The sequence below is a fragment of the Agromyces protaetiae genome (genome assembly GCF_030866785.1).
GTDB classification, from domain to species: domain Bacteria; phylum Actinomycetota; class Actinomycetes; order Actinomycetales; family Microbacteriaceae; genus Agromyces; species Agromyces silvae.
This window is the reverse complement of record NZ_CP133018.1, coordinates 247,502-269,654: the sequence shown is the minus strand read 5'-3', so window position 1 is coordinate 269,654 and position 22,153 is coordinate 247,502. Positions and strand designations below refer to the sequence as shown.

Below are 22,153 nucleotides of genomic sequence, written 5' to 3'. Positions count from 1 at the left end.
TGCCTAGCTATGTATACGTTCTCCCGGCTGAATGCCCGAACTTGCGATAGTTGCGACCTTTATGTATACATAGACATGAGGAGGAGGTGCGGATGCGAGCCAGCGAACGAGCGTACGCGTCGCTCCTCGACGACATTCAGTCGGGTCGCCTCGCACCCGGAAGCGTGCTCGGCGAGGTCGAGCAGGCGGCGAGACTCGGCGTGAGTCGCACTCCCCTGCGTGAAGCGATAGCGCGTCTCACCGCCGACGGCCTGGTCAAGCAGCAGTCGGCCCGGGTCACGGTCGTCGCCGGGTTCGACGCCGACGACATCCGCAAGCTGTTCGACGTGCGCCGCGCGCTGGAGGACGCGGCGGTCCGCCTCGCCGCAGAGCGAGGCGATCCGGCGACCTTCGCCGAGCTCGCCGATGACTTCGCGCACGCACGACTCGGCGACGCGGAAGACCACGACGTGTACTACGCGCTGATCGCCCGGTTCGACGCGCAGCTGGATGCGGCGGTCGACAATGAGTACCTCGCCGCCAGTCTCCGCGCGGTTCGCACGCAGCTCAGCCGGGTTCGTGCGCTGGCGCGCGCCAACCCGAGCCGGCTCGCGGCGTCGGTCGTGGAGCACGAGCTCATCGCCACGGCGATCTCGGAGGGCCGGGGCGAGCTCGCCGCGCACGCCACCCAGGTCCACCTGCACCACGCGCTCGCGAACATCCTCGACTCGATCGGCGCGACCGCCGTCACGTCCGACCACCGACCCGAAGGGCCGTCATGACCATCTCCCACCCGGCACACGTGCACGAGAGCGAGGACTGCTGATGCTGTACTCCCAGACCCCCGCGGCCGAGAAGCGCCGCCTGTTCCGCGAGCGCCTCGCCTCGGGCGAGATCATGCGTTTCCCGGGCGCATTCAATCCACTGAGCGCCAGGCTCATCGAGCAGAAGCACTTCGACGGCGTGTACATCTCCGGCGCCGTGATCGCGGCCGACCTGGGCCTGCCCGACGTCGGCCTGACGACGCTGTCCGAGGTCGCCGGGCGTGGTGCACAGATCGCGCGCATGACGGAGCTTCCGGCGATCATCGACGCCGACACCGGCTTCGGCGAGCCGATGAACGTCGCGCGGACCATCCAGCAGCTCGAGGACGCCGGTCTCGCGGGTGCGCACATCGAGGACCAGATCAACCCCAAACGCTGCGGCCACCTCGACGGCAAGGCCGTCGTCGACCTCAAGACCGCGATCAATCGCATTCGCGCCGCGGCGGACGCGCGCCGTGATCCCAACTTCCTCGTCATGGCGCGGACGGACGTCCGTGCGGTCGAGGGGCTCCAGTCGTCGCTGGACCGCGCCAAAGCCCTGGTCGATGCCGGCGCCGATGCGATCTTCCCCGAGGCGATGCGCGATCTGGAGGAGTTCGCCGCGATGCGCGAAGCCGTCGACGTGCCGATCCTGGCCAACATGACCGAGTTCGGTAAGAGCGAGCTGTTCTCCGTCGACCAGTTGCGCGACGTCGGCGTGAACATCGTGATCTGGCCGGTGTCGCTGCTGCGGATCGCCATGGGCTCGGCCGGCCGCGCCCTCGACACCCTCACCGAGGACGGGCATCTCAGGTCGAAGCTCGACGAGATGCAGCACCGAGCCGACCTCTACGAGCTCCTCGACTACGAGCGCTACAACCAGTTCGACACGAGCATCTACAACTTCGAGATCCGCCGGTAGGCGGGGTGGGCGTCGCCAGGCTCAGGCGGGCGGATCCTCGTGCAGGTCGGTGTCGGGCTCGGTCCATGACCAGCCGGTGAAGCGCACCTCGAGGCCGTCGCGCGTGGGGCTGCACACCATCGGGCCGGCCCAGGCGGTCGCCGGAAGCTCGGCGAAGGGCGCGACCCGCAGGGTGCGCCATGGGCCGCCGCCCGCGCGCGCCCTGAGCACGACCGCGTCGGGCGTCCGGCTCGCACGGATCGTGACGACCTCATCCGCCCACTCGGGCACGGGCGCCAGCGACCAGTCCGAGCGGCCGTCGGTGACGACGGCGCCGACATGGGGCACGCCGTCGTTCAGCTCGACGCCGGCCTTGATCCACCGGTCCGGCCCGACCCGCAGCAGCAGGCCGGCCTGGTCGTACAGCCCGGTGAGCGCCGACGCGTCGAAGCCCACCTCGACGGCGGCGCGTGCGGGCCACTCGGTCAGCAGCGCATGCCCGTCGTCGTGGACGAAGCCGTAGTACGTCGAACGCCAGAAGTCGCTGCCCTCGACGGCGCGCACGACGAGCGCGTCGCCCTCGCGACGCACGTCGGCCGGCCGGTGCGTCCAGGTGCCCACCGTCCAGTCCACTCGGACACGGTCGGCCGCCGCGAGCCCGGCCGCCGCCAGGCCTTCGGCCGCCGCGGCCTCGCTCGCCCGCGGTTCGGCCGGCACCGGTTCGGCCGGCACCAGCTCGGCCGGCACCGCCTCGGCCGGCACCCGCTCGGCCGGCGCCAGCTCGATCGGCGCCGGCTCGATCGGCGCCGGCTCGATCGGCGCCAGCTCGATCGGCGCCGGCTCGCGCTCGGCGTCAGCCCGAGGCATCCGCCCGCCGTCGCCGTCGTCGCCGCCGCCCGCGCCGCTTGCGCCCACCGCGCCGCTCACCCGACGAACCCCGCGAACGGATCGTTCTGCTCCTCGCGCTTCTCGGCCGCGCGCCGGACCGCGAGATCGAGGTCGTCGGCGAGCTCGAGCATGCGCTGGTGCCGGGCGAGCTCGTACTCGGCGTCGACGACGATGTCGGGCCACTCCCGGTCGAGCCGCTGCTCGATCACCCCGGCCACCTCGTCCCACGCCGCATCGCGGGCGCGCGTCGCGAACCCGAGCAGATACTCCTCGTCTTCGCGACGCTGCCAGAGCTGCTTCGCGATCTCGGCGTACACCTTCTCACGGCGCCGCAGGTTCAGCGCGTCGGCGCGGTGGTAGTCGTGCTGGTGCACCGAGCGCCCCTCGCGGCGGGAGGCGAGCTCGCGCTCCTCGGCCGAACGCTCGGCCGACTCGTCGGCCTCCTGCACGAGCTCGTAGAGCACCTCGCGTGCGGCCGCCGCGGCGCGCTGATCGTCGTAGGGCTCTTCACCCCGGAGCGCCTGCACGATGAAGCGGTTCTTCAGCGCGAGCCGGCCCGCCGACTCGGCCATCATGACGCCGTCTTCCACCATCTCGTCGAACGGCGCCTGCACCACCTCGGGCAGCGCGGAACGGTCGAACGGCTTGAACTTCCGGCGTTTCCGCCGCTCGAACCAGCGCATGCCCGCTCACCTCCACTCCTCGCACGAGCCCGCTGTCGAGCCTACCGAGGCACGCGCGGAGACGTGCTTCAGCTTCGTCCGCGACCGAACTCGCTCGCGTGCGAGTCGTCGGGAGTTCGCGGCGACACGCCGCGACACCGCGCATCGGCACGGCGCGTCGCCGGATTCTCCCGACGACTGGTCGCCACTCAGTCGGCGGTGAAGCCCGCGACGGTGCCGTCGGGCGAGGGGAACTTCGCGATGAGGCTGCAGTCCTTCTGCGCGTGGCCCTCGCCGATGAGGCGGCGGAACTGGTCGAGGGCGATCGCGGCGGCGGGCAGGTCGAGACCGGATGCCTCGCCCGCCGCGACGGCGAAGGAGAGGTCCTTCTCGGCGAGCGCGGTCGTGAACGTGGCGTCGTAGTTGCGGTTGGCCGGGCTGGTCGGCACGACGCCGGGCGCGGGATACCAGAGGCGCAGCGGCCACGACTCCCCCGACGACACCGAGGCGACGTCGTAGAAGCGGCGCGGGTCGAGGCCGAGCGACGCCGCGAGCTGCGCCCCCTCGGCGACGCCGAGCAGCGACACGAAGAGCATGAGATTGTTCGCGAGCTTCGCCGCGATGCCGAGGGTCGGCCCGCCGAGGTCGAAGACGTGCCCGGCCATCGGCTCGACGAGCGGTCGCGCCGCGTCGACCGCGGCCGCGGCACCGCCGAGCATGAAGGTCAGCGAGCCGGCCACGGCGCCGGCGATGCCGCCCGAGACCGGCGCGTCGACGAACCGGAAGCCGGTCGCGGCGGACTGCTCGTGACACCACGACGACGTCTCCATGTCGACCGTCGACGTGTCGAGGAGGAGCGCGCCGCCCGGCGCAGTCGCCCAGATGCCCGCGGTCGCCGCGTACACCTCGCGCACGTGCTCGTTGCGCGGGAGCGACGTGAACACGGCGTCGGCACCGGAGACGGCGTCGGCGATGCTCTCGACGACGTGCACGCCGTTCTCGCGCGCGACCTCGACGGCGACCTCGTCGAGGTCGAACCCGCGCACCTCGTGCCCGGCCGCCACGAGGTGCGCCGACATCGGCGCGCCCATGTGTCCGAGTCCGATCCATCCGATGACGGCCATGGCCCCTCCTCGACTCCGCTGTCGTGTGCTGCCACGCTACGCCCGCTCGTCGGCCGGCGGGAGCACCCCCGTCGCCGGGGCACCTCAGCCGGCGAGCTGGTCCAGGAAGCTCTGCGGCACGCCGCGGCGCGCCGGGTCGGCCGTGGCGATGGCGGCGACGAACCCGTCGCGGCGCACGAGGTACACCCGATCGGCGCGCAGCAGGCCGTGCACGTCCGGTGGGAACACATGCGCTTCGACGCCGAGGTCGCCGCCGAGTCGCGCGACGAGCGCCGCGGGTGCGCCGTATCCGTGCACCTGCCAGGTGAATGCGCGGAGCGCGAGGTGGTTGTCGCCCGACCACGGCAGCCGGCGGCCGAGGACCTCGTCGACCCGCCCCGCGGGCTGCGTGGCGGCCTCGCCCTGACGCGACATCCGGTACCTGATCCGGGTCTGCGAGAGGTACCCGAACAGGCGGCGCGTGCCGATCACCCGCGGAAGCACCCGGACCGCGACGGGTCCCACGAACGGCACGAGCCGGCCGCGCACGAATCGCGCGGTGCGCGATTCGGAGGTGATCGCCGCGAACAGTCGGTCGGTCGTGGCGACGAGGGTGCGTCCGACGGGTCGGCGCTCGGCCTCGTACCGGTCGAGGCGGGCGTCGGGCATGCCGCCGACCAGCACGTCGGCGAGCGCGCACGCGAGGTTGTGCGCCTCTTGCAGGCCGGTGTTCATGCCCTGCCCGCCGACGGGCGAGTGGATGTGCGCCGCGTCGCCCGCGAGGAAGCACGGACCGACGCGGAACCGGTCGGCGAGGCGGTGGTGCACGCGGTAGGTGGCGAACCAGGTGCGATCGCGAGAGGTGATCCCGAAGGTCCGCTCGAGGCGTTCGCGGGTGCCGGCCTCCGAGACCGTGCCGTCACCGGCGAGATCGCGATCGCGGACGAGCCCGAGGAGCCGGGCCCGGCCGTCGTCGCCCATGGGGAAGGCGAGCAGCAGATCGTCTTCGGCGACCCGCAGGTTCACGGCGTCGGGAACGTATCCGGCGGCCCCGACGGCGTCGGCGACGAAGTACGTGAGCGGGTTGGTATGACCGACGAACGGCACGCCGAGCGCCTCCCGCACTGGCGAGTGCGCGCCGTCGGCGCCCACGCAGTACCGGGCCCGCATGGTGAGCTCGCCGTCGGGCGTCTCGAGCGTCGCGATCGCGCCGAGCGCGCGCGTCGCGCCCGACGCATCCGGCTCGATCTCGTCACCGACCTCGGACAGCAGGCGTAACCGGGTCAGCCGGTGTTGCCAGCGGATGCCTCGGCCTTCGGCCACGATGAGCTCCGCGAGCAGCGCCTCGTTGCGGCTCTGTTCGAAGCCGAGCACCTCGGCGAACGCACTGACCCGGGCACCCGCCCGCCCGAAGACGATCCGCCCGAACGGCCGGTCGCCGGCCCCGGGCACGACGGCCTCGATCGGGTGGCCTTCGGCCACCGCCCGCCCCGCGATGCCGAGCTGGTCGTAGATCTCGAGCGTTCTCGCCTGGACGACGAGCGCCCGGGACTCGCGCGTCGGCCCGGGCTTCGCATCGACGATCTCGGCGGCGACGCCGAGCCGGGCGAGGCACGCCGCGAGCATGAGCCCCGTCGGGCCGGCACCGACGATGAGTACGTCGGTGGAGATCGTGCGATCGGCCATGCCGCATACTCTGGCACCGCGCGGGCGCCGCGGCCAGCCTCGGCGGCGCACCCCGACTCACCGATGAGGACGACACGCGTCCAGCCCCCGTGCGCGTGAGGACGACACTCGTCCACCCCACGTCCGTGAGGACGACATTCGTCGAGTCTGAGCCGGGAACATGGACGATTCCCGTCCTCACGGACGTCGGGACGACGATTCCCGTCCTCACCGACGTGGGGATGACGGTTCGCGTCAGAGCAGAAGGTCGGCGGGTTCGGCCAGCGCACGCCAGCCGGCCGGGAGGAGGGTCGGCGGGAATCGATCGGCGTCGATCAGCTCGGGCATGGCGAGCCCCGTGAGCGCCGCGACATCCGCGATCGGCACCTGGAAGGTGCGGAACGGCCCGAGCGCCGGCACACCGGCCCGGCCCGCCGCGGTCGGGCCCAGGTCGGCTGCCTCGACCAGCGGCGCCTGATCCAGCACGAACCCGGCGGCTGCGAGCTCGTCGCCGTCGCGCCACGCCGCGACCTTCCAGAAGCGCAGCGGGATACGGATGCCACGGTAGGCCGGGTCGCCCGGCTCGAGCACCGGGGCCGTGAACACCGAGAGCCGGAGCCCGTTCGCATCGGCGAACGCCAGCACGTGGTCTTCGAGGCCGAGCCAGAGTGCCTTCGACTGATTGAAGCCCGAGGCCTGCGGGGCCGCGTTCGGGTACCGGAACGTGTCGGCGTTCGCGCGGGCCGCGACCGCGGGCGCACCCCACACGGGGTCGCGGCGCCGCACAAGATGCCCGCGGTCGAGGTCGTTCGCGGCGTAGATCTCGGGGCCCGCCTGCTGATCGGCCGGCACCCGCTCGTCGAGCGCCCATCGGTCGCCGACGCGTGGGACATCGACGAGCTCGGCGCCGTCGAGATTGACGCCCGTCACCCGCGCGAACCGGCGCACGGTGTCGAGCACGACCGTGAAGTGCACGTACTCGAGCTCGACGCACGCGTCGACCTGGGCCGGGGACACCCGCGGCATGGCCGCGTCGAGGCCGAGGAAGGTGGAGTCGAATCCCATGCGACGAGTCGATCATGCCCCGCCGACAGGCGGGCCTGGCGGACGCGCGTGTCGGCGGGCGGCGGATCAGGCGGCGTCGGATCGCTCCGCGCGGGCGAGGTTCGCCTCCAGCTCCTCGCGATTCTGACGCACGACGTACGCCGGCCGGTCGCGCTCGACGCGCCAGCTCTCCGACAGCGGCCCGACGTTCACGGTGTCGAACCCGAACTCGTCGTAGAGCCGCGCCACGAACTCGGCGGCCTCGTCGAAGTCGCTCGCGGTCGCGAGCGCGCGCCGGTCGGGCGTCCCCGCTGGCGCCCCGCTCGTCCCGATGTCGCTCGACAGGATGTGGTTGAACGCCTTGGCCACCTTCGACTCGGGCAGGTGCGCCTGCAGCAGACCCGAGGTCGTCGCACGGCCCTCGTCGAGCGCGGGGATGCGCCCGTCGCGCTCCCAGTAGTAGTTGTTCGTGTCGAGCACGATCTTGCCCGCGAGCGGCTCGACCGGCACCTCGGCGAGCGCCTTCAGCGGGACGGTCACGACCACGACGTCACCCGCCGCGCCGGCCTCCTCCGCGGTCGCCGCGGTGACCCGCGGCCCGAGCTCGTCGACGAGGTCCGCCAGTGTCTCTGGCCCACGCGAGTTGCTGAGCACCACGTCGTAGCCGAGCTCGCCGAGCTTCCGCGCGAGGGCGGACCCGATGTGGCCCGCGCCGATGATTCCGAATCGTGTCTTGGTCATGAGGGTCGGCAACGCATCGGGCAGCGAGCGCATTCCGTGACGGGTGCGGGAACTCGTCACGGTGCGTCACCCAGGCTCCTGATCACCGCGCCGGCGGCGGCGCACGACGACCACGATCGCTCCGGCGATCAGCACGATCAGCGCGAGGCCGGTCCACGAGACGGCCGGGTGGCTGAACGAGGCCGCGACCGGCTCGGGTGAGGAGATCCCGTCGTCGCCGAGCACCACCGGCTGCACGGTCACCTCGCCGCCGAGGAGCATTACGGGCCAGGCCACGCTCTCGAGCACGACCGTCGACGCGTCGCCCGGCAACAGTTCGGTCGGCGCCGACGGGTCGGTCGAGGCGGTCTCGGCGCCGAAGGCCCGTGCGGCGGCGACCGCGCCGAGCCGCGTATTGCCGACGTTGACGACATCGAGCTCGACCCGGAGCGTACCGGGCGCGAACGGGATCAGTGACGGGGTGAACGAGGTCGTCACCTCGGAGACGTCGAGCGCGGGCGCGAGGTCGCCGGCTACGCGCAGGTGCACGCGCACCCCGACACGATTGGTGACGGTGACGCCGTCGTCGGCGCGCGAGAGGCCGACGACGATGCCCGCCGGATGGTCGCCCGGCGTCGCATCCGCCGGCACCTCGATGCGCACCGGAAGCACACGGCTCTCGCCCGCGGGCACCTCGATCTGCCCGGCGTCGAGGCCGTCGATCGTCAGCCAGGTGCCGGCCTCGGCCGGCTCGCCGGCGGCGAGGTCGAACGCGCCGTCCGCCGCCACGACACCGTCGCCGCCGACCACGGCGAAACGCGCGGACTCCGTACCGAGGTTGGTCACGGCGATCGCGTCCTCGACCGCGGCCCCGGGTTCGACCACGTGCCGCAGTGAGATGCGCCCGTCGGGCCCCGCCGCGTCGGCAGGCGCGACGGTCCACTGCGCGGCGGAGGCCGCGGTCTGCGCCGTGGTCGCGCCGGGCACGGCAGCAGCGACCGGCACGGCGGCAGCGACCGGCACGGCAGCAGCGACGGGCACGGCAGCAGCGACGGGCGCGACAGCTGCGACGCCGGCGACCGCAAGGGCCGCGACGGCCGCGATGCGCAGGCCGCGGCCGGGCGCCGCGCGCCGCCGAGACATCCGCTCGGCGAAGCGGGAAAGACGGGAGGTGACTGGCACGCGGAAGTCCTTACATGAAGACCTGAAGCAGCAGGCGGAACGCAGAAACGGCAAGCGGATTCGGGACGACGGGACCGGCGGCCCCCCTGATACGCCGGAGGGCCGCCGGTGCGGTGCGGCTGACGCCGCGCCGCCTCACGCCGTCGGGACGGTCAGTCCTTCGGGAAGAGGGTGAGCGTGATCTCGCTGCCGTACCGGCCGCTCTTGGCCTCCGACGGCACGGTGAGCGCGAGGTCGGCCGAGACCACGGTGGCGCCGACGCGGTTCACGCGGTCGGCGTCGGCGAGGGTCGCGGGCGCGTCGAGCGTCGCCTCGCCGCCGGCGACGGCTCCTGCGTCCGAGCTCACGACGCGCGGGGCCCACGCGAGGTGCTCGGCACCGAACGAGCGGTTCCCAGCCACGAAGTCGGTCGCCGAGCCCGCGAGGGTCCAGCCCTTGCCCTGCGCCTGCGCCTCGTTGCGGGTGTCGCTCACGACGATCTCGGGGAGCACGGCGTTCTGCGCGGCCGCGTCGCCCGCGAAGGCGACCGGCTCCTCGGTCGCCGGGAGGGCGAGGCTGAGCACGCCGCCCGATGCGGGCAGGGGGACGGATGCCTCGATGCCGAGCGCCGACTCCGACTCCGGGGCCGCGTGGCCCAGAAGATCGAAGATCGCCTCACCGATGTCGGTGTTGTCGAGGTAGGCGCCGCGCACCGAGTCCCAGTTGGTCGCGCGCGCGTCGAGGACCTCGGAGCCCGCGCCCTTGGCGTACACCGGGACGAGGGCGTTGGTGTGCCCGCCCGAGTGCCACGACACCTCGGGCAGTGCGCCCGCCTGCCCGGTCAGCGGGGTCCAGCCCGTCTCAGCGCCGGCGCCCGGGCCGGCGAGGTAGCCGGTCTCGTGGTCGGCGGTCACGATGACGAGGGTCTCATCCCAGCTGCTGTTGGTCTCGACCCACTCGTTCACGGTCTCGACCGCGGCGTTGAACGACTGCTGCTCCTCGACGATGCGCGTCGTCTGGTTGGCGTGACCGGCCCAGTCGACCGCACCGGCCTCGACCATGAGGAAGAAGCCCTCGTCACCCTCGAGCACGTTCAGCGCGGCGTCCGCGGCCGTCTCGAGCGACGGCACGTCCGTGTTGGCCGGGTCGGTGTAGGGCAGCACCTCGTCGTTCGCGAGGCCCGGCCGGTTGTACTGGAAGGTCTCGGCGACGCGGGCGAGGCCGAAGAGCTTCTCGGGCACGTCGGTGCCGCTCGCGACCGCGTCGAACTGCGCCTTGCTCTCGATGTAGGTGAAGTCGGTCTGACCCGTGGTCACCCGCTCGAAGTCGGCTTGGGAGATCCACGAGCCCTGGCCGAAGTGCGACGCACGCGGCGCGTTCGCGTCGGTGTAGTTCGGGTGACCGCCACCGATGAGCACGTCCGCCCCGGAGTCGATCATCTCGGTCGCGAGACCGTGGTAGTCGTTGCGGTTGTCGTTGTGCGCGATGAATCCGGCCGGGGTGGCGTGGTTGAACGGCACGTCCGTGACGAGCCCGACCTTCTTGCCGACGGCTTGCGCCTGCTCGCCGAGCGTGAGGAGCTGCTCGCCGCTCGGCCGCTGGCCGAGCACGCCGTTGTTGGTCTTGACGCCGGTGCCGAGCGCGGTCCCGGCTGCGGCCGAGTCCGTCGCCCCCGAGGCGACCCAGTCGAACGAGCCCCACGCCGACTCGGGGCTGTAGCTCGCGCGGCCGTTGGCCGAGTAGTGCGACTGCCCGAGCTGGATCGGCCACGAGTCGTAGACCTGGCTGGCCGTGCCGGGCGTGTGCTCGACGACGCCGGTCGCGGGGTCCACCGTGACCTGCTGGTAGCTCGCACCGGCGTCGTAGAGACGCGCCGCGTCGAACTGGTTGTACCCGCCGCCGTCCGAGATCAGGACGATGACGTTCTTGGGGACCGAAGCCTCGGCCGGCTCTGCCGACGCCGCGACGGGGACGACGCCGATGGCGACGCCCGCCACCGTGCCGAGGACGATCAGGCGCCGCGCGGGCCCGAACGTGTTCGCGCTCATGGATTCCTCTTCCGTTCCGTAAGGGGTCTCTTGCGTAGTGACGCGGCGCCGGGACGCCGCGTTTGTCACCCTTTCGGGGGGAGGTTGCGTGGAGGAGAAGCCCGTTCGACGGCGCGGTGAACGCCGTCCGGCGGTCCGCATCTCACGATCGCGAACGGCGCGGTGACGGATGCCTCGGGGGCCAGTTCACCGAGCCCGAGGCATCCGTTGCGTGCGACCGCCCGCGCTGTCAACGGCTCGACGCGTGTCGATCCGGGCGCCCAGGATGGGGAAGGGCCGCGGTACGCGGCCCGCTCGCCCAGCGCACTGGAGGATGACATGACCGACGGCCCGATCGAGGAAGGCGCCACCGAGGCGACGCGCGAGGAGAAGATCCGCGGCATCCTGGCGCAGGTCCAGGAAGACGTGCGCATGGGTCACGCCGGCGACGAGGAGGAGCTGCTGCGGCAGCGCTTGTCCGATGCGGGCATCGGCGTCACCGAGGAGCAGCTCCGGCTCTACCTCGGGTGAGGCCGCCGCGACCGGGCCCGGTCAGACGCCGACGTTGGCGTTGTCGCGGAACAGGTTGCCCGGGTCGACCTCGCGCTTGATCGCCCGCAGGCGTTCGAGCGTCGCTGCGGGAAACGCCTGCTCGAGCACCTCCGAGCCCTGCTCGGTCTCGAAGCTCACGTACGCACCGGTCGAATGCGGGGCGATGAGCTCGTTCCACCGTTCGCTCGTGCGCATCGCGCTGGTGCCGAACGCGGCGATCGAGAACTCCGCGTCGCGATGCGCGAACGCGGTCGCATCCGCGGCGACATCGTGCACCGCGCCGCCGACGGCACGGATCGAGAAGAAGTACGTCGCCCCCGAGTCGAGGAATCGCGCCGCGTCGGCCGCGAACTCCGGTGTGATCCGGCCCACGAGCCCGGACCGCGTGAGCGGCTCGCCCTGCCCCGCGTGCATGGCGTCGCTCGAGTTGGAGATCACCGCGCGATAGGTCGTCATGCGCACGTCCTGGTCGACGAGGTGGGCCGCCGCGGCGAGCGGCTGCAGGCGCTCGATGACGACGTCGGGGTCGGCCGAGTCGATCATGGCCATGATCTGCGCGTAGCGCGGCTGCCCGGGCCGGGCGCCGCCGATGAGCGCGAAGCTCGTGACGTCGCGCGGGGCGTCGACGACCCAGTCGCCCCACGCCTGCAGGAACCCGGCCGTGTCGCTCGCATCGAACACGAGCTGGGCCCAGCCGACCTGACCGACCTCGTCGACCTCGAACTCGAAGGCCGTGGCGATGCCCATGTTGCCGCCCGCGCCGCGCATCGCCCAGAACAGCTCGGGCCGCTCGTCTGCGCTCGCACGCACGATGGAGCCGTCGGCGAGGACGACCTCGACCGCCCTGAGATGGTCGATCGTGAGCCCGTGCCCGCGCACGAGCCATCCGATCCCGCCCGCGGTCGCGAGCCCGCCGACCCCGACCCCGCCGTAGTCGCCTGAGCTGAGCGCCCAGCCATGCGGATCGAGGAACGCCGCGACCTCCGCCCAGCGCGCACCGGGCTCGATGCGAACCAGTCGCGCGGCCTCGTCGAGCACCGTCATGGCACGCAGACGCGAGAGGTCGATCACGAGCCCGCCGTCGTTCGTGGAGCGACCGCTGATGCCGTGGCCGCCGCTGCGGATGCCGAGCGGGACGTGCGTGTGCTCGCGCGCGAACGCGACCGCCTCGGCGACCTCCGAGGCGTTCCCCGGCCGCAGCACGAGGCCGGGTGCACCGCCACGCAGGTACGTCGAGTGCACCCGTGCGAAAGCGGCGTCTCCGGGCTCGACCGCCTCGGCGGCGAGGGAGGCGGGCAGCGCGTCGTAGTCGATGCCGTCGCGCCGCTTCGCGAGCGCGATGCTCGACCGAGGCATCCGCACGGGCGCACCGGCACCGACCTCCCGCGCGACGGCCTCACGCAGCGCGGGCGCCACCTCGGCCGCGAACCGTTGCATGGTCGGCGGGTCGTCGCTCGCGAGGATGAACGTGTCGACGCCGTCCTCGACCGCGAGCGGCAGCAACTGCTCGACCCACTGCTCGGGCGGGCCGTCGAGCATGCCGCCGCCGCGAGCCGAGAAGCGGCCAGCCACGTTGAGCAGCCGGCGGATCTCGGCCGGATTGCGACCGGCCCGGACTGCGGCCTCGTCGATGACGGCGGCCGAGCGCGCGTACTCCCCATCCTGCACGTACGCGAGCGACGGCAGCCAGCCGTCGCCGACCCGGCCGATGAGGCGCAGCATGCGCGGCTTCAGGGCCCCGATCCAGATCGGGATGTCGTGCGCGGGCGCCGGCCCGCGCTTCGCACCGTCGACCCGGTAGTACTCGCCGTCGACCACGAACCGCTCGCGGTTGCCCGCGTCCCACGTGCCGCGGATGATCTCGATGGCCTCGGCGAGCGCGTCCACCGCCTGGCCCGGCGTGAGCCGTCGACCGCCGATCGCCTCGATCGCGTCCCAGAAGCCGCCCGCACCGAGCGACAGCTCGAAGCGCCCGTCCGAGAGCAGATCGAGGCTCGCGGCGGCACGCGCGAGGACCGCGGGCTCCCGCTGCAGCGGCACGTTCAGCACGTTGCCCGCGACCCGGATGCGCTCGGTCGACGCGGCGACCCAGGTCAGCAGGGTCCACGTGTCGTGGAACCGCGGTTGGTAGGGGTGGTCCTGGAAGGTGACGAGGTCGAATCCAGCCGCCTCGGCGACCTGCGCCAGCTGCACGGGGACCTGGGGCGGATCGTTCGAGGGCGTGATGAAGGTGCCGAACTGCAGGGGGCGTCCGTAGTGCATCGTGCTCCGATCGTGGGGTGCTCCCATCCTGCGTCCATTGCCGGCCAACCGCAGATGTGAGGTAAGCTACTTACTTGAAGTAAGCGAAGGAGATCCGCATGCAGGAGTCGCACGTTCCCATCGACGACCTCGCCCGGCACCGCAGCAGCGCGCGACTGCACGAGCTGGGGCAGATCGATGAAGAGGCGTGCCGCAGGTTCACGGCATCGGTCGAGTTCGCGGGCCGCAAGTGGAACGCGGCCATCCTGCTCGCCGGCGTGCGCGGCGCCCGCCGGTTCTCCGAGTACCGCGCGCACATCGCCGGCATCTCGGATCGGCTGCTCGCCGCTCGGCTGCGCGAACTCGAGGCCGAGCGGCTCATCGAGCGCCATGTGCGGGCGACCACGCCGGTCACCGTCAGCTACACACCCAGCTCGCGCGCCATCCAGCTCATCGAGCTGCTGCAGCCGTTGGCCGAGTGGGGGCACGCGCAGGATGCGGCGCGCGATCGCGCCGCCGCGTCGGCCGAGTAGCGAGCGCCGGGGATGCGTCAGTGCCCGGTGTGGTCGACGAAGGCGAGGCGCGGGCCGCGCCTCGGACGGCCGGGCACGCGGGCGGCGAACAGGAGCCGGATGACCCGGTAGCGGTGCCCCGCCCAGGGCGCGAGCGCCTCGAGCATCTCGTCGTCGGACATGTCGCGACCGTACAGCGCGTGACCGACGTGGTTCGAGAGGTGGAAGTCGCCGACCGACACCGCGTCGGCATCGCCGAGCGCGCGCTGCGCGACCTCGGCGGCGGTCCACGGGCCGATCCCCGGGAAGAGCATGAGGCGCGCCGCCGCACCCTCGGCCGACAGGTCGGCCGCCGCGTCGATCTTCGCGGCGAAGTGCGCCGCGTTCACGATCGTGCGGGCGCGCCTCGGGTCGACGTTGGCGCGATGCCATTCCCAGGTCGGCACGTCCGCCCAGGTCTCGGCGGCCGGCACGACGAACATCGGTCGCGGCACCGGGCCGGGAGCCGGATCGCCGAACCGCTGCACGAGCCGGCGCCAGGAGGCGTGCGCCTGAAGCGTGATGATCTTCTGCTCGAGGATCGCCGGCACCAGTGCCTCGAAGACCGCCGCCGTGCGCGGGATGCGCAGCCCCGCGTTGCGGCGGTGGGCGTCGCGGAGGAGGTCGAGGCGCGGCTCGAACCCCGTCGGATCGTCGCGATCGCCGAGCAGCTCGGGCGCCTGCGCCACGGCGAGCGCGGCGCCGTCACCCCACCCCTCGCAGCGCAGCAGATCGGGTGCGGGCTGCGTGAGCCGGATCGTCGCCGAGCCGGCGACCGTGCGCGTCGTGCGCCAGACGGCACCGGCCGCGTCGCCGACGTACGTGGGGTCGCCCGGCCCGCGGCGGAGGCTGCCGACGGTCTGGTGCAGATCGGTCGGATGCCTCGGCCGCCACTCGTGCGAATGCGGAGCGAGCACCGGTCCAGTGTGCACCGCCCGACCGACAGCGGCCTGTGCGCGTGCGGCTACACCTCTCGCTCCGAGACGGTCAAGCCCCGTTCCCCGCGGGTCTCCCGTGCCTACCGTGAGGCGAGCAGCATCACACTGAGGGGGCACACGTGACGATCTCGGCACCGGGAGTCGTTCGAACCGGCGAGCGCTGGCCCATGCGGCCACCGGAGGCCCGTGGCGAGGTGAGCGAACTCGTGCTCCAGCGCCTGCTCGGCACCGCTCCCGTCGAGCTCGACCCGCGCGTCGCGGCGGCCGCCGCCCGCCGTTCGCCGAGCCTGCTCGAGGACGATGACGTGCAGCTCGCACTCTTCCTCCTGTACGAGCTGCACTACGGCGGCGTCGAAGGGGTCGAGGACGACCTCGAATGGGAGCCGGGCGTCCTCGCGTTCCGGCGCGAGATCGAACGCGCCTACGAGGCCGAGCTGCGCGAGGTCATCCCGCAGCCGCACGCGACGCGCGACATCCCTGAGGCGCTCTTCGCGCTGGTCGAGGACGCCGACGACGGACCCGGCCTCTCCACGTGGGTCGAGCGCGACGCGACCGCCGAGCAGGTGCGCGAGGTGATGGTGCATCGCTCGATCTACACGCTCAAGGAAGCGGACCCGCACAGCTGGGCCATCCCCCGGCTGCACGGACGCGCGAAGGCCGCGCTCGTCGAGATCCAGGCCGACGAGTACGGCGGGGGCCGGGCGGATCGGTTGCACGCCGAGATCTTCGCGAAGACCATGCGCTCGATGGGGCTCGACGACCGCTACGGCGCATACGCCGATCACGTCCCGGCGCTCGTGTACTCGTCCATGAACCTCATGTCGATGTTCGGCCTGCAGCGCCGGCTCCGCGGCGCGATCGCCGGGCACCTCGCCGCGTACGAGATGACCTCGTCGATCCCGTGCAAGGCGTACGCGGCAGGTCTGCGCAGGCTCGGCTTCGACGACGAGGCCGCCGAGTACTTCGACGAGCACGTCGAGGCCGACGCGGTGCACGAGCAGATCGCCGCGCGCGATCTAGGGGGCGGCCTCACCGAGGACGAGCCCGCACTCGCGGACGAGGTCCTCTTCGGGGCATCCGCGTGCCTGACCGTCGACGGCCGCCTCTGGGGCAGCATCCGCTCGGCCTTCGAAGGCGGCGGCTCCGCCCTGAGGAAGCCGGTGGCTTCGGAGGAGGCGGCGCCATGACGCATGCGGCCGCGCCCTCCGTGTTCGCCTGCCCGAATGGCCCGCTCATCGTGCGCGGCGAAGTCGAGATCCTCGATGAGCAGGGCGAGCCGGTCGATCCGCACCGGAGGACGGTCGCGCTCTGCCGGTGCGGCGCCTCCGCGATCCGCCCGTTCTGCGACGGCAGCCACAAGCTCATCGGGTTCCGGACCGTCCCACCGGAGCGCACCGCAGCGGTCGTGTACGACGACTCCAGCTCCTCGAGCTGACGGTCAGGGGCGCCAGGCGTTGGCGAACGTCCAGGTGCAGACCATCGTGAGCCGGATCGCGTCGTCGCCGACGAGCCAGTTCCTCGCCGTGCCCCAGCTCGCCGAGGCGGTGCCATCAGGCCAGGCCTGATGGCCGGTCTGCCACGCCTCGACCTTCCAGCTGCTGCGATGGACTTCGACACCCTTCCCCATCGACGTGAGCTCGCTGGTGCCGACGCCCGCGTCGAGGTACGGGTGCGAGTCGGGGCACGAGGCGCGCCAGTCCGCGTTCTCGTGCGCCGGGATGGTGCGGTCGAAGACGACCTCGTAGTACCGATCGCCCACCGTCCAGGTATCGCCCTCGGCGGCGTGCGCCGGCGCCGGAATTCCGACGGCCGAGACGAGCGCGGCACCTACAGCCACTGCGAGAGCCCCGGCGCGAACCTGACGTTGGTTACTCATCAGGCAAGCATATCAGTATGTTACACGTCGGAACTCTGCGGCTTCAGGCCGCACGCAGTTTTCATGACTCTTGACGCGTGATAACGCGTGTTTGTTGTGCTGCTTGCGAGAAACACGCGCGCATTTTGCGCGGAGCCCAGTGTGTGCGACGCTGCTGTGCGACTGCCCACGCCGCGAGCGAGAGGACCCGCCGTGACCATCACCGACCACGCCGCCGAACCCGACTCCGGCCGGCCCGCCGCGGCGAACCTCGCCGCGCGCATGCACGAGGTCACCGCCGAGAACACCCAGCTCGTCGACCTCGTGCTCGACTACTCGCGTCGGCGCATCCTCGACACCGACACGCCGCTCGACAAGCCGCTCGCCCCGCTCGAGCTCGCGCGACTCGCCGGGCGAACGATCCACGAGGACGGCATCGGCGCCGCGCGCGCCGTATCGATCTTCGAACACGCGCTCGCGCCCGCGTGCATCACGACCGACCACCCGCAGTACCTCTCGTTCATCCCGACCGCGCCGACGAAGGCGTCGATCGCGTTCGACCTGGTCGTCTCGGCGAGCGCGCTCTACGGCGGCTCGTGGCTCGAGGGCGCCGGCGCGGTGCACGCCGAGAACGAGGTGCTCACGTGGCTCGCCAACGAGTTCGGCCTACCGTCCGGTGCGGGCGGCGTCTTCGTCCAGGGCGGCACGCTCGGCAATCTCTCGGCACTGGTCGCGGCGCGCGAGGCGGCGCGACTCTCGGCCGCCGAGGCGGGTCGCGAGCAGCCGAGCCGCTGGAAGGTCGTGTGCAGCGCCGAGGCGCACTCGTCGATCGCGTCGGCGGCACGGGTCATGGACGTCGAGATCGTGACGGTCGCTCCCGGACGTGACGGCGCGCTCCGCGGGGAGGCGGTGCGCGAGGCGCTCGCCGAACACGGGGCATCCGTCTTCGCCGTCGTCGCGACCGGGGGCTCGACGAACTTCGGGATCGTCGACGACCTCGCGTCGATCGCGGCGCTCAAAGCCGACCACGACTTCTGGTTGCACGTCGACGGGGCGTACGGCCTCGCCGCCATGCTGTCGCCGCTCGCGCGCGATCGGTTCGCGGGCGTCGAGCACGCCGACTCGGCGATCGTCGACCCGCACAAATGGCTGTTCGCGCCGTTCGACGCGTGCGCACTCATCTATCGTGACCCGGAGGCCGGCCGCCGCGCGCACACGCAGCACGCCGAGTACCTCGACACGCTCACCGAGGCGAGCGAATGGAGCCCGTCGGACTACGCGGCGCACCTCACGCGGCGGGCACGTGGACTGCCGCTCTGGTTCTCGCTCGCGACCTACGGCGCCGCCGCCTACCGCGAGGCGATCGGCGCCTCCATCCGGCTCGCGGCCGATATCGCGGCCGAGATCGCCGCGCGGCCCGGCTTCACACTCGTGCGCGACCCGCAGCTCTCCATCGTCGTGTTCGAGCGCGACGGGTGGACCAAGGCCGACTACGACGCGTGGTCACAGCGTCTGCTCGACGAACAGCGCGCCTTCGTGGTGCCGAGCTCGCACGCGGGCCGCCCGAACACCCGGTTCGCGATCCTCAATCCGCGCACCACGTTCGCGCAGCTCGTCGCGATTCTCGACTCCATGCAGTGATCGCCGCTCACGGCTCGGTCCGATCCGCGTGCCGGGCCGCACCCGGGATCGCGGCGAGCAGGGTCTTCGTGTAGTCGTGCTGCGGGTCCTCGTAGACGCGCTCTGCCGGCCCGTACTCGACGATCTCGCCGCGCTGCATGACCGCGATCGTGTCGCAGATGTACCTGATGACGTTGAGATCGTGCGACACGATGATGTAGCTCAGCCCGTGCTCGCGCTGCAGGCGGGTCAGCAGATTGATCACCTGGGCCTGGACCGAGACGTCGAGGGCCGACACGGGCTCGTCGCACACGAGCAGGTCGGGCGCCAGCATGAGGGCGCGGGCGATGTTGATCCGCTGGCACTGGCCGCCCGAGAACTCGTGGGGGTACCGGGTCGCGTACGCGCGCTTCAGCCCGACCTCCTCGAGCAGCTCCATCGCGCGTTCGACGCGCTCGACGCGGGTGCCGATCTTGAAGACCTCCATCGGCTCGGTGAGCGAGTCGATGATCATGCGCCGCGGACTCAGACTCGCCAGCGGGTTCTGGAAGATCATCTGGATGTGCTTGCGGATGCGGCGCATCTCGTCGGACGACGCGGTCGTCATCTCCTGCCCTTTGAAGCGCACGGTTCCACTCGTCGGCGGGATCAGGCTCGTCACGAGACGGCCGAGCGTGGACTTGCCACTCCCCGACTCGCCCACGATGCCCAGCGTCTCGCCGGCACGCAGGTCGAATGACACGCCGTTGACCGCGTGCACCTCGCGTTTCGGTGAGAACGGCCCGGATCCACCGGTCCGGAACGTCTTCCGCACGTCGCGCACCTCGAGAATCGGTTCGGTCATCACGCCGCCTCCTCACTCATCTCAGACGGATCCGGGTACGTGAACGATCGATAGCAGACGCAGCGCACCGCGTGACCGGGCTCGACCTCCCGCAGCTCGGGGGCCTCCTCGTGCGCGTCGTCAGGCAGCCACGGGACTCGCGGGGCGATCCGGCAGGTGCCGCGCGGGATGTCGAGGATCGCCGGAACGGAGCCGGCGATCGTCGGGAGCTCGCCGCGATCCTTCGTCGACTGCGGCACGGAGCGCAGCAGGAGCTTGGTGTACGGATGCAACGGGTTGTCGAAGATGTCGCGCACCGAACCCGATTCGACGATCTGACCCGCGTACATGATGACGATGCGGTCGGCGATGTCGGCGACGAGGTCGAGGTCGTGGCTGATGAAGATCACGCTCGTGTGCCGCTGCGCGCGGAGCTGGACGAGCACGTCGATCACCTGGCGCTGAATGGTGACGTCGAGCGCCGTCGTCGGCTCGTCCGCGATGATCAGCGAGGGGTCGGATGCCACGGCGATCGAGATCATCACGCGCTGCCGCATCCCGCCCGAGTATTCGTGGGGATACCGGCGGAACGCGTCCTGCGCGTCCCGGATCCCGACGAGCTCGAGCAGTTCGACGGCGCGTTCCCTCGCCGCCCGTCGCGAGTACCTGCCGTGCAGGCGGAGCGCCTCCACGATCTGCGCCCCGACGGTCATGACGGGATTCAGGCTGGTCATCGGGTCCTGGAAGATCGTGGCGATCTCGCTGCCCCGGATCTCGGACCGCAGCTGCTTGGCGCTCAGGTCGAGCAGGTCGCGGCCGCGGTAGACGATCTCTCCGGTCGGGATCGACGCGTTCGACGGCAACAGCTGGGTGAGCGCCGCCATCGCGACGCTCTTGCCCGACCCCGACTCGCCGACCACGCCGAGGACCTCATCCTCGTAGACCCGGAAGCTGACGTCGTCGACCGCTCTGGCGTGGTCGTCGCCGATCAGGAACTCCACGCTCAGTCCGCGCACCTCCAGGAGCGGAGCCTTCGGCGTCATCGCGTCGTTGGTCATCTCACCACCTCGTCCAGTCTCGCCAGCTCATCCAGTCGTGTCAGCTCATCCAGTCGTGTCAGCGCGACGGCGTAGATGCCGAACGCCATGCGCAGGTTGTCGATCGCGACGCACTCGTCGGGGCCGTGCGGATCGCCGTGCCCCGCCGGCAGGAACCCGGCCTGGCGCCGAGCGGCGTACTCGATGGCCTGATCGGTGAACAGGCCCGGACCGAATGTGTGCGAGTTCGGCACGACTCTGGCGTGCGTCCCGCCGCCCATGGCCATCGGCCGGGTCGTCGCCCCCGTCGCATCGTCGAAGGTCGCCCGGAGCAGCTCGACGATCGGGTCATCCGCCGGCACCACGTGCGGCGGGACGATGCTCAGTTCTTCGACCGCGCCGCCGAGCGGCGCGACCAGCGTGTCGAGCTGGCGCAGGATGTCCCGCGCCTCCTGCCGCACGGGATGACGGATGGTCATCGTGAGGTGCAGCTCGCCGTCCCGGCACTCGAGCGCGCCGCCGTTGAGGGTCAGCCTGCCGGAATCGTCGGTCCGGTCGAGACCCGCCCCGACGCCGTACTGGTCGCCGAGGAGCCGTGCCAGCAGATCGGCCACGAGCCGGTCGGTGCCCGAGAGCGCGCCGGAACGCAGCACGAACTCGGCGAGCACCGCCACCGCGTTCACCGTCGAGCCGGGGAACGCCGGGTGCCCGGCCATGCCCTCCGCCTCGACGACGAGCGCCTCCCCCTCCCGGTGAGCCTGGACACCGTCCCGCGGTGTCTCCCCGAGACGCAGGATGCGCTCCAGGCCGGCGACCACGTCGGCGTCCTCGAACCTGGCCCGCGCTCGTGCCGGCACCGAGTTGGTGGTCCCGTCCGTGGACAGGACCCCGGCCGCCGGCGACCACGGCAGTCGCACCTCGACCGCGATCCGGCCGTGTTGCACGTGGTTCACCGGGAAGAATCCGTCCGTCACGAGCGACACCTCGGGGACCCGTGCGGTGCGCACGTAGTGCTCCATGTCGGCCATGCCCGTCTCCTCGGCACCGCCGAGGATGACCCGCAGGCCGCACCGCAGCGGATGGCCCCGATCGCGGAAGAACCGGAGCAGCGAGACGTCGAGCAGCGCCGCACCCTTGTTGTCGCGCACGCCACGCCCGATGACGTACCCATCCCGGACGGTCGGCTCGAACGGGTCGAAGTGCCAGCCATCGCCGGCCGGCACGACGTCGATGTGCGAGATCAGGCCGATCTCGCGATCCTCCGCCCCGTGCCGCACCGAGACGGCGTACCCGTCGTGCGAGCAGACCTCGAGCCCGGAGGACTCGGCGGTGCGCGCGATGGCGTCCAGCATGCGTGCGACCTCCCGGCCGAACGGCGCGCCGGGCTCCGCAAGGTCGGCTCGGCTCACGCTCGGAATCCGCACCCAGTCGACGAGGGTCGACACGAACTCGTCTCGGTGGTCGTCGAACCACGCGTGCGCGTCGGCGCGCACCCGCTGTTCTGCCTCGCTCAGCCCCATGCCGTTCCTCTCGCTCCATGGGCGTCGTCCGGGGGCGGGACGTGCCCCAGCCCCCGGACCTCA

General features: G+C 71.9%; 21 protein-coding genes. 7 read left to right on the top strand and 14 right to left on the bottom strand.

The features are described from left to right. Positions 1–92 precede the first annotated feature (92 nt). A complete protein-coding gene (locus tag QU602_RS01300; protein ID WP_308798329.1) occupies positions 93–761 on the top strand; it encodes a GntR family transcriptional regulator in 669 nt (222 codons plus the stop codon). A gap of 43 nt (positions 762–804) precedes the next feature. Next, entirely contained in the window at positions 805–1,704 is a 900-nt protein-coding gene (prpB, locus tag QU602_RS01295; RefSeq protein WP_308798328.1) for a methylisocitrate lyase, read from the top strand. Between the two features lie 21 nt (positions 1,705–1,725). Here prpB and QU602_RS01290 read toward each other — a convergent pair whose 3' ends face one another. The 8 genes from QU602_RS01290 to QU602_RS01255 form a co-directional block, all read right to left on the bottom strand. Beyond that, a complete protein-coding gene (locus tag QU602_RS01290; RefSeq protein WP_308798327.1) occupies positions 1,726–2,610 on the bottom strand; it encodes a DUF1349 domain-containing protein in 885 nt (294 codons plus the stop codon). Further along, positions 2,607–3,254 (bottom strand): asparagine synthase, encoded by a 648-nt coding sequence (locus tag QU602_RS01285; protein ID WP_308798325.1) that lies wholly within the window; start codon positions 3,252–3,254, stop codon positions 2,607–2,609. Before QU602_RS01285 ends, QU602_RS01290 begins: the two co-directional genes overlap by 4 nt. Before the next feature lie 188 nt (positions 3,255–3,442). Beyond that, the gene (locus QU602_RS01280) at positions 3,443–4,357 is read right to left on the bottom strand and encodes an NAD(P)-dependent oxidoreductase (RefSeq protein WP_308798324.1); all 915 of its coding nucleotides are present in this window, start codon (positions 4,355–4,357) and stop codon (positions 3,443–3,445) included. 84 nt (positions 4,358–4,441) lie between these two features. Continuing rightward, positions 4,442–6,022: an FAD-dependent monooxygenase gene (locus tag QU602_RS01275; protein WP_308798323.1), complete on the bottom strand. Its 1,581-nt coding sequence runs from the start codon at positions 6,020–6,022 to the stop codon at positions 4,442–4,444. Positions 6,023–6,256: 234 nt separating this feature from the next. Beyond that, entirely contained in the window at positions 6,257–7,066 is an 810-nt protein-coding gene (locus tag QU602_RS01270; protein ID WP_308798322.1) for a DNA/RNA non-specific endonuclease, read from the bottom strand. Between the two features lie 66 nt (positions 7,067–7,132). Continuing rightward, positions 7,133–7,786 (bottom strand): NADPH-dependent F420 reductase, encoded by a 654-nt coding sequence (locus QU602_RS01265; RefSeq protein ID WP_373692863.1) that lies wholly within the window; start codon positions 7,784–7,786, stop codon positions 7,133–7,135. A 66-nt stretch (positions 7,787–7,852) separates the two neighbouring features. Next, on the bottom strand, positions 7,853–8,947 hold the full coding sequence (locus QU602_RS01260) for a COG1361 family protein (RefSeq protein ID WP_308798321.1): 1,095 nt from the start codon (positions 8,945–8,947) through the stop codon (positions 7,853–7,855). A 152-nt stretch (positions 8,948–9,099) separates the two neighbouring features. Further along, on the bottom strand, positions 9,100–10,974 hold the full coding sequence (locus tag QU602_RS01255; protein ID WP_308798320.1) for an alkaline phosphatase: 1,875 nt from the start codon (positions 10,972–10,974) through the stop codon (positions 9,100–9,102). A gap of 318 nt (positions 10,975–11,292) precedes the next feature. On the opposite strand from QU602_RS01255, the gene QU602_RS01250 reads away from it, so the two are divergent. Then, positions 11,293–11,484, top strand: coding sequence for a hypothetical protein (locus QU602_RS01250; RefSeq protein ID WP_308798319.1), 192 nt, complete (start codon positions 11,293–11,295; stop codon positions 11,482–11,484). Positions 11,485–11,505: 21 nt separating this feature from the next. Here QU602_RS01250 and QU602_RS01245 read toward each other — a convergent pair whose 3' ends face one another. Then, complete coding sequence (locus QU602_RS01245) at positions 11,506–13,767, bottom strand: LLM class flavin-dependent oxidoreductase (RefSeq protein ID WP_308798317.1); 2,262 nt, start codon at positions 13,765–13,767, stop codon at positions 11,506–11,508. 98 nt (positions 13,768–13,865) lie between these two features. Here QU602_RS01245 and QU602_RS01240 point away from each other — a divergent pair, with 98 nt between their 5' ends. Continuing rightward, positions 13,866–14,279: a winged helix-turn-helix transcriptional regulator gene (locus QU602_RS01240; protein WP_308798316.1), complete on the top strand. Its 414-nt coding sequence runs from the start codon at positions 13,866–13,868 to the stop codon at positions 14,277–14,279. A 17-nt stretch (positions 14,280–14,296) separates the two neighbouring features. Here the strand turns inward: QU602_RS01240 and QU602_RS01235 are convergent, their stop codons facing one another. Further along, complete coding sequence (locus tag QU602_RS01235) at positions 14,297–15,214, bottom strand: DNA-3-methyladenine glycosylase family protein (protein ID WP_308798315.1); 918 nt, start codon at positions 15,212–15,214, stop codon at positions 14,297–14,299. A gap of 188 nt (positions 15,215–15,402) precedes the next feature. Here QU602_RS01235 and QU602_RS01230 point away from each other — a divergent pair, with 188 nt between their 5' ends. Then, positions 15,403–16,422 (top strand): iron-containing redox enzyme family protein, encoded by a 1,020-nt coding sequence (locus tag QU602_RS01230; protein WP_373692958.1) that lies wholly within the window; start codon positions 15,403–15,405, stop codon positions 16,420–16,422. After that, the gene (locus QU602_RS01225; protein WP_308798313.1) at positions 16,419–16,670 is read left to right on the top strand and encodes a CDGSH iron-sulfur domain-containing protein; all 252 of its coding nucleotides are present in this window, start codon (positions 16,419–16,421) and stop codon (positions 16,668–16,670) included. The genes QU602_RS01230 and QU602_RS01225 overlap by 4 nt, the downstream gene beginning before the upstream one ends. A gap of 3 nt (positions 16,671–16,673) precedes the next feature. Here the strand turns inward: QU602_RS01225 and QU602_RS01220 are convergent, their stop codons facing one another. After that, positions 16,674–17,111 carry a hypothetical protein gene (locus QU602_RS01220; protein WP_308798311.1) on the bottom strand — a complete coding sequence of 146 codons (438 nt, stop codon included), beginning with the start codon at positions 17,109–17,111 and terminating at the stop codon, positions 16,674–16,676. 261 nt (positions 17,112–17,372) lie between these two features. On the opposite strand from QU602_RS01220, the gene QU602_RS01215 reads away from it, so the two are divergent. Next, entirely contained in the window at positions 17,373–18,731 is a 1,359-nt protein-coding gene (locus tag QU602_RS01215) for a pyridoxal phosphate-dependent decarboxylase family protein (protein ID WP_308800241.1), read from the top strand. A 7-nt stretch (positions 18,732–18,738) separates the two neighbouring features. On the opposite strand, the gene QU602_RS01210 is transcribed toward QU602_RS01215, so the two are convergent. The 3 genes from QU602_RS01210 to QU602_RS01200 are packed head-to-tail and all read right to left on the bottom strand — an operon-like array spanning position 18,739 to position 22,090. Continuing rightward, entirely contained in the window at positions 18,739–19,554 is an 816-nt protein-coding gene (locus QU602_RS01210; RefSeq protein WP_308798310.1) for an ABC transporter ATP-binding protein, read from the bottom strand. Next, the gene (locus tag QU602_RS01205; protein ID WP_308798309.1) at positions 19,554–20,591 is read right to left on the bottom strand and encodes an ABC transporter ATP-binding protein; all 1,038 of its coding nucleotides are present in this window, start codon (positions 20,589–20,591) and stop codon (positions 19,554–19,556) included. Before QU602_RS01205 ends, QU602_RS01210 begins: the two co-directional genes overlap by 1 nt. Continuing rightward, positions 20,588–22,090, bottom strand: coding sequence for a Sapep family Mn(2+)-dependent dipeptidase (locus QU602_RS01200; protein ID WP_308798308.1), 1,503 nt, complete (start codon positions 22,088–22,090; stop codon positions 20,588–20,590). Before QU602_RS01200 ends, QU602_RS01205 begins: the two co-directional genes overlap by 4 nt. Positions 22,091–22,153 lie beyond the last annotated feature (63 nt).

Bases quoted from the DNA above. Each gene is read 5' to 3' on its own strand.
- QU602_RS01300 (WP_308798329.1), top strand. From the start codon at position 93: ATGCGAGCCAGCGAACGAGCGTACGCGTCGCTCCTCGACGACATTCAG.
- prpB (WP_308798328.1), top strand. From the start codon at position 805: ATGCTGTACTCCCAGACCCCCGCGGCCGAGAAGCGCCGCCTGTTCCGC.
- QU602_RS01285 (WP_308798325.1), bottom strand. From the start codon at position 3,254: ATGCGCTGGTTCGAGCGGCGGAAACGCCGGAAGTTCAAGCCGTTCGAC.
- QU602_RS01280 (WP_308798324.1), bottom strand. From the start codon at position 4,357: ATGGCCGTCATCGGATGGATCGGACTCGGACACATGGGCGCGCCGATG.
- QU602_RS01275 (WP_308798323.1), bottom strand. From the start codon at position 6,022: ATGGCCGATCGCACGATCTCCACCGACGTACTCATCGTCGGTGCCGGC.
- QU602_RS01270 (WP_308798322.1), bottom strand. From the start codon at position 7,066: ATGGGATTCGACTCCACCTTCCTCGGCCTCGACGCGGCCATGCCGCGG.
- QU602_RS01265 (WP_373692863.1), bottom strand. From the start codon at position 7,786: ATGACCAAGACACGATTCGGAATCATCGGCGCGGGCCACATCGGGTCC.
- QU602_RS01255 (WP_308798320.1), bottom strand. From the start codon at position 10,974: ATGAGCGCGAACACGTTCGGGCCCGCGCGGCGCCTGATCGTCCTCGGC.
- QU602_RS01250 (WP_308798319.1), top strand. From the start codon at position 11,293: ATGACCGACGGCCCGATCGAGGAAGGCGCCACCGAGGCGACGCGCGAG.
- QU602_RS01245 (WP_308798317.1), bottom strand. From the start codon at position 13,767: ATGCACTACGGACGCCCCCTGCAGTTCGGCACCTTCATCACGCCCTCG.
- QU602_RS01240 (WP_308798316.1), top strand. From the start codon at position 13,866: ATGCAGGAGTCGCACGTTCCCATCGACGACCTCGCCCGGCACCGCAGC.
- QU602_RS01230 (WP_373692958.1), top strand. From the start codon at position 15,403: ATGCGGCCACCGGAGGCCCGTGGCGAGGTGAGCGAACTCGTGCTCCAG.
- QU602_RS01225 (WP_308798313.1), top strand. From the start codon at position 16,419: ATGACGCATGCGGCCGCGCCCTCCGTGTTCGCCTGCCCGAATGGCCCG.
- QU602_RS01220 (WP_308798311.1), bottom strand. From the start codon at position 17,111: ATGAGTAACCAACGTCAGGTTCGCGCCGGGGCTCTCGCAGTGGCTGTA.
- QU602_RS01215 (WP_308800241.1), top strand. From the start codon at position 17,373: ATGCACGAGGTCACCGCCGAGAACACCCAGCTCGTCGACCTCGTGCTC.
- QU602_RS01210 (WP_308798310.1), bottom strand. From the start codon at position 19,554: ATGACCGAACCGATTCTCGAGGTGCGCGACGTGCGGAAGACGTTCCGG.
- QU602_RS01205 (WP_308798309.1), bottom strand. From the start codon at position 20,591: ATGACCAACGACGCGATGACGCCGAAGGCTCCGCTCCTGGAGGTGCGC.
- QU602_RS01200 (WP_308798308.1), bottom strand. From the start codon at position 22,090: ATGGGGCTGAGCGAGGCAGAACAGCGGGTGCGCGCCGACGCGCACGCG.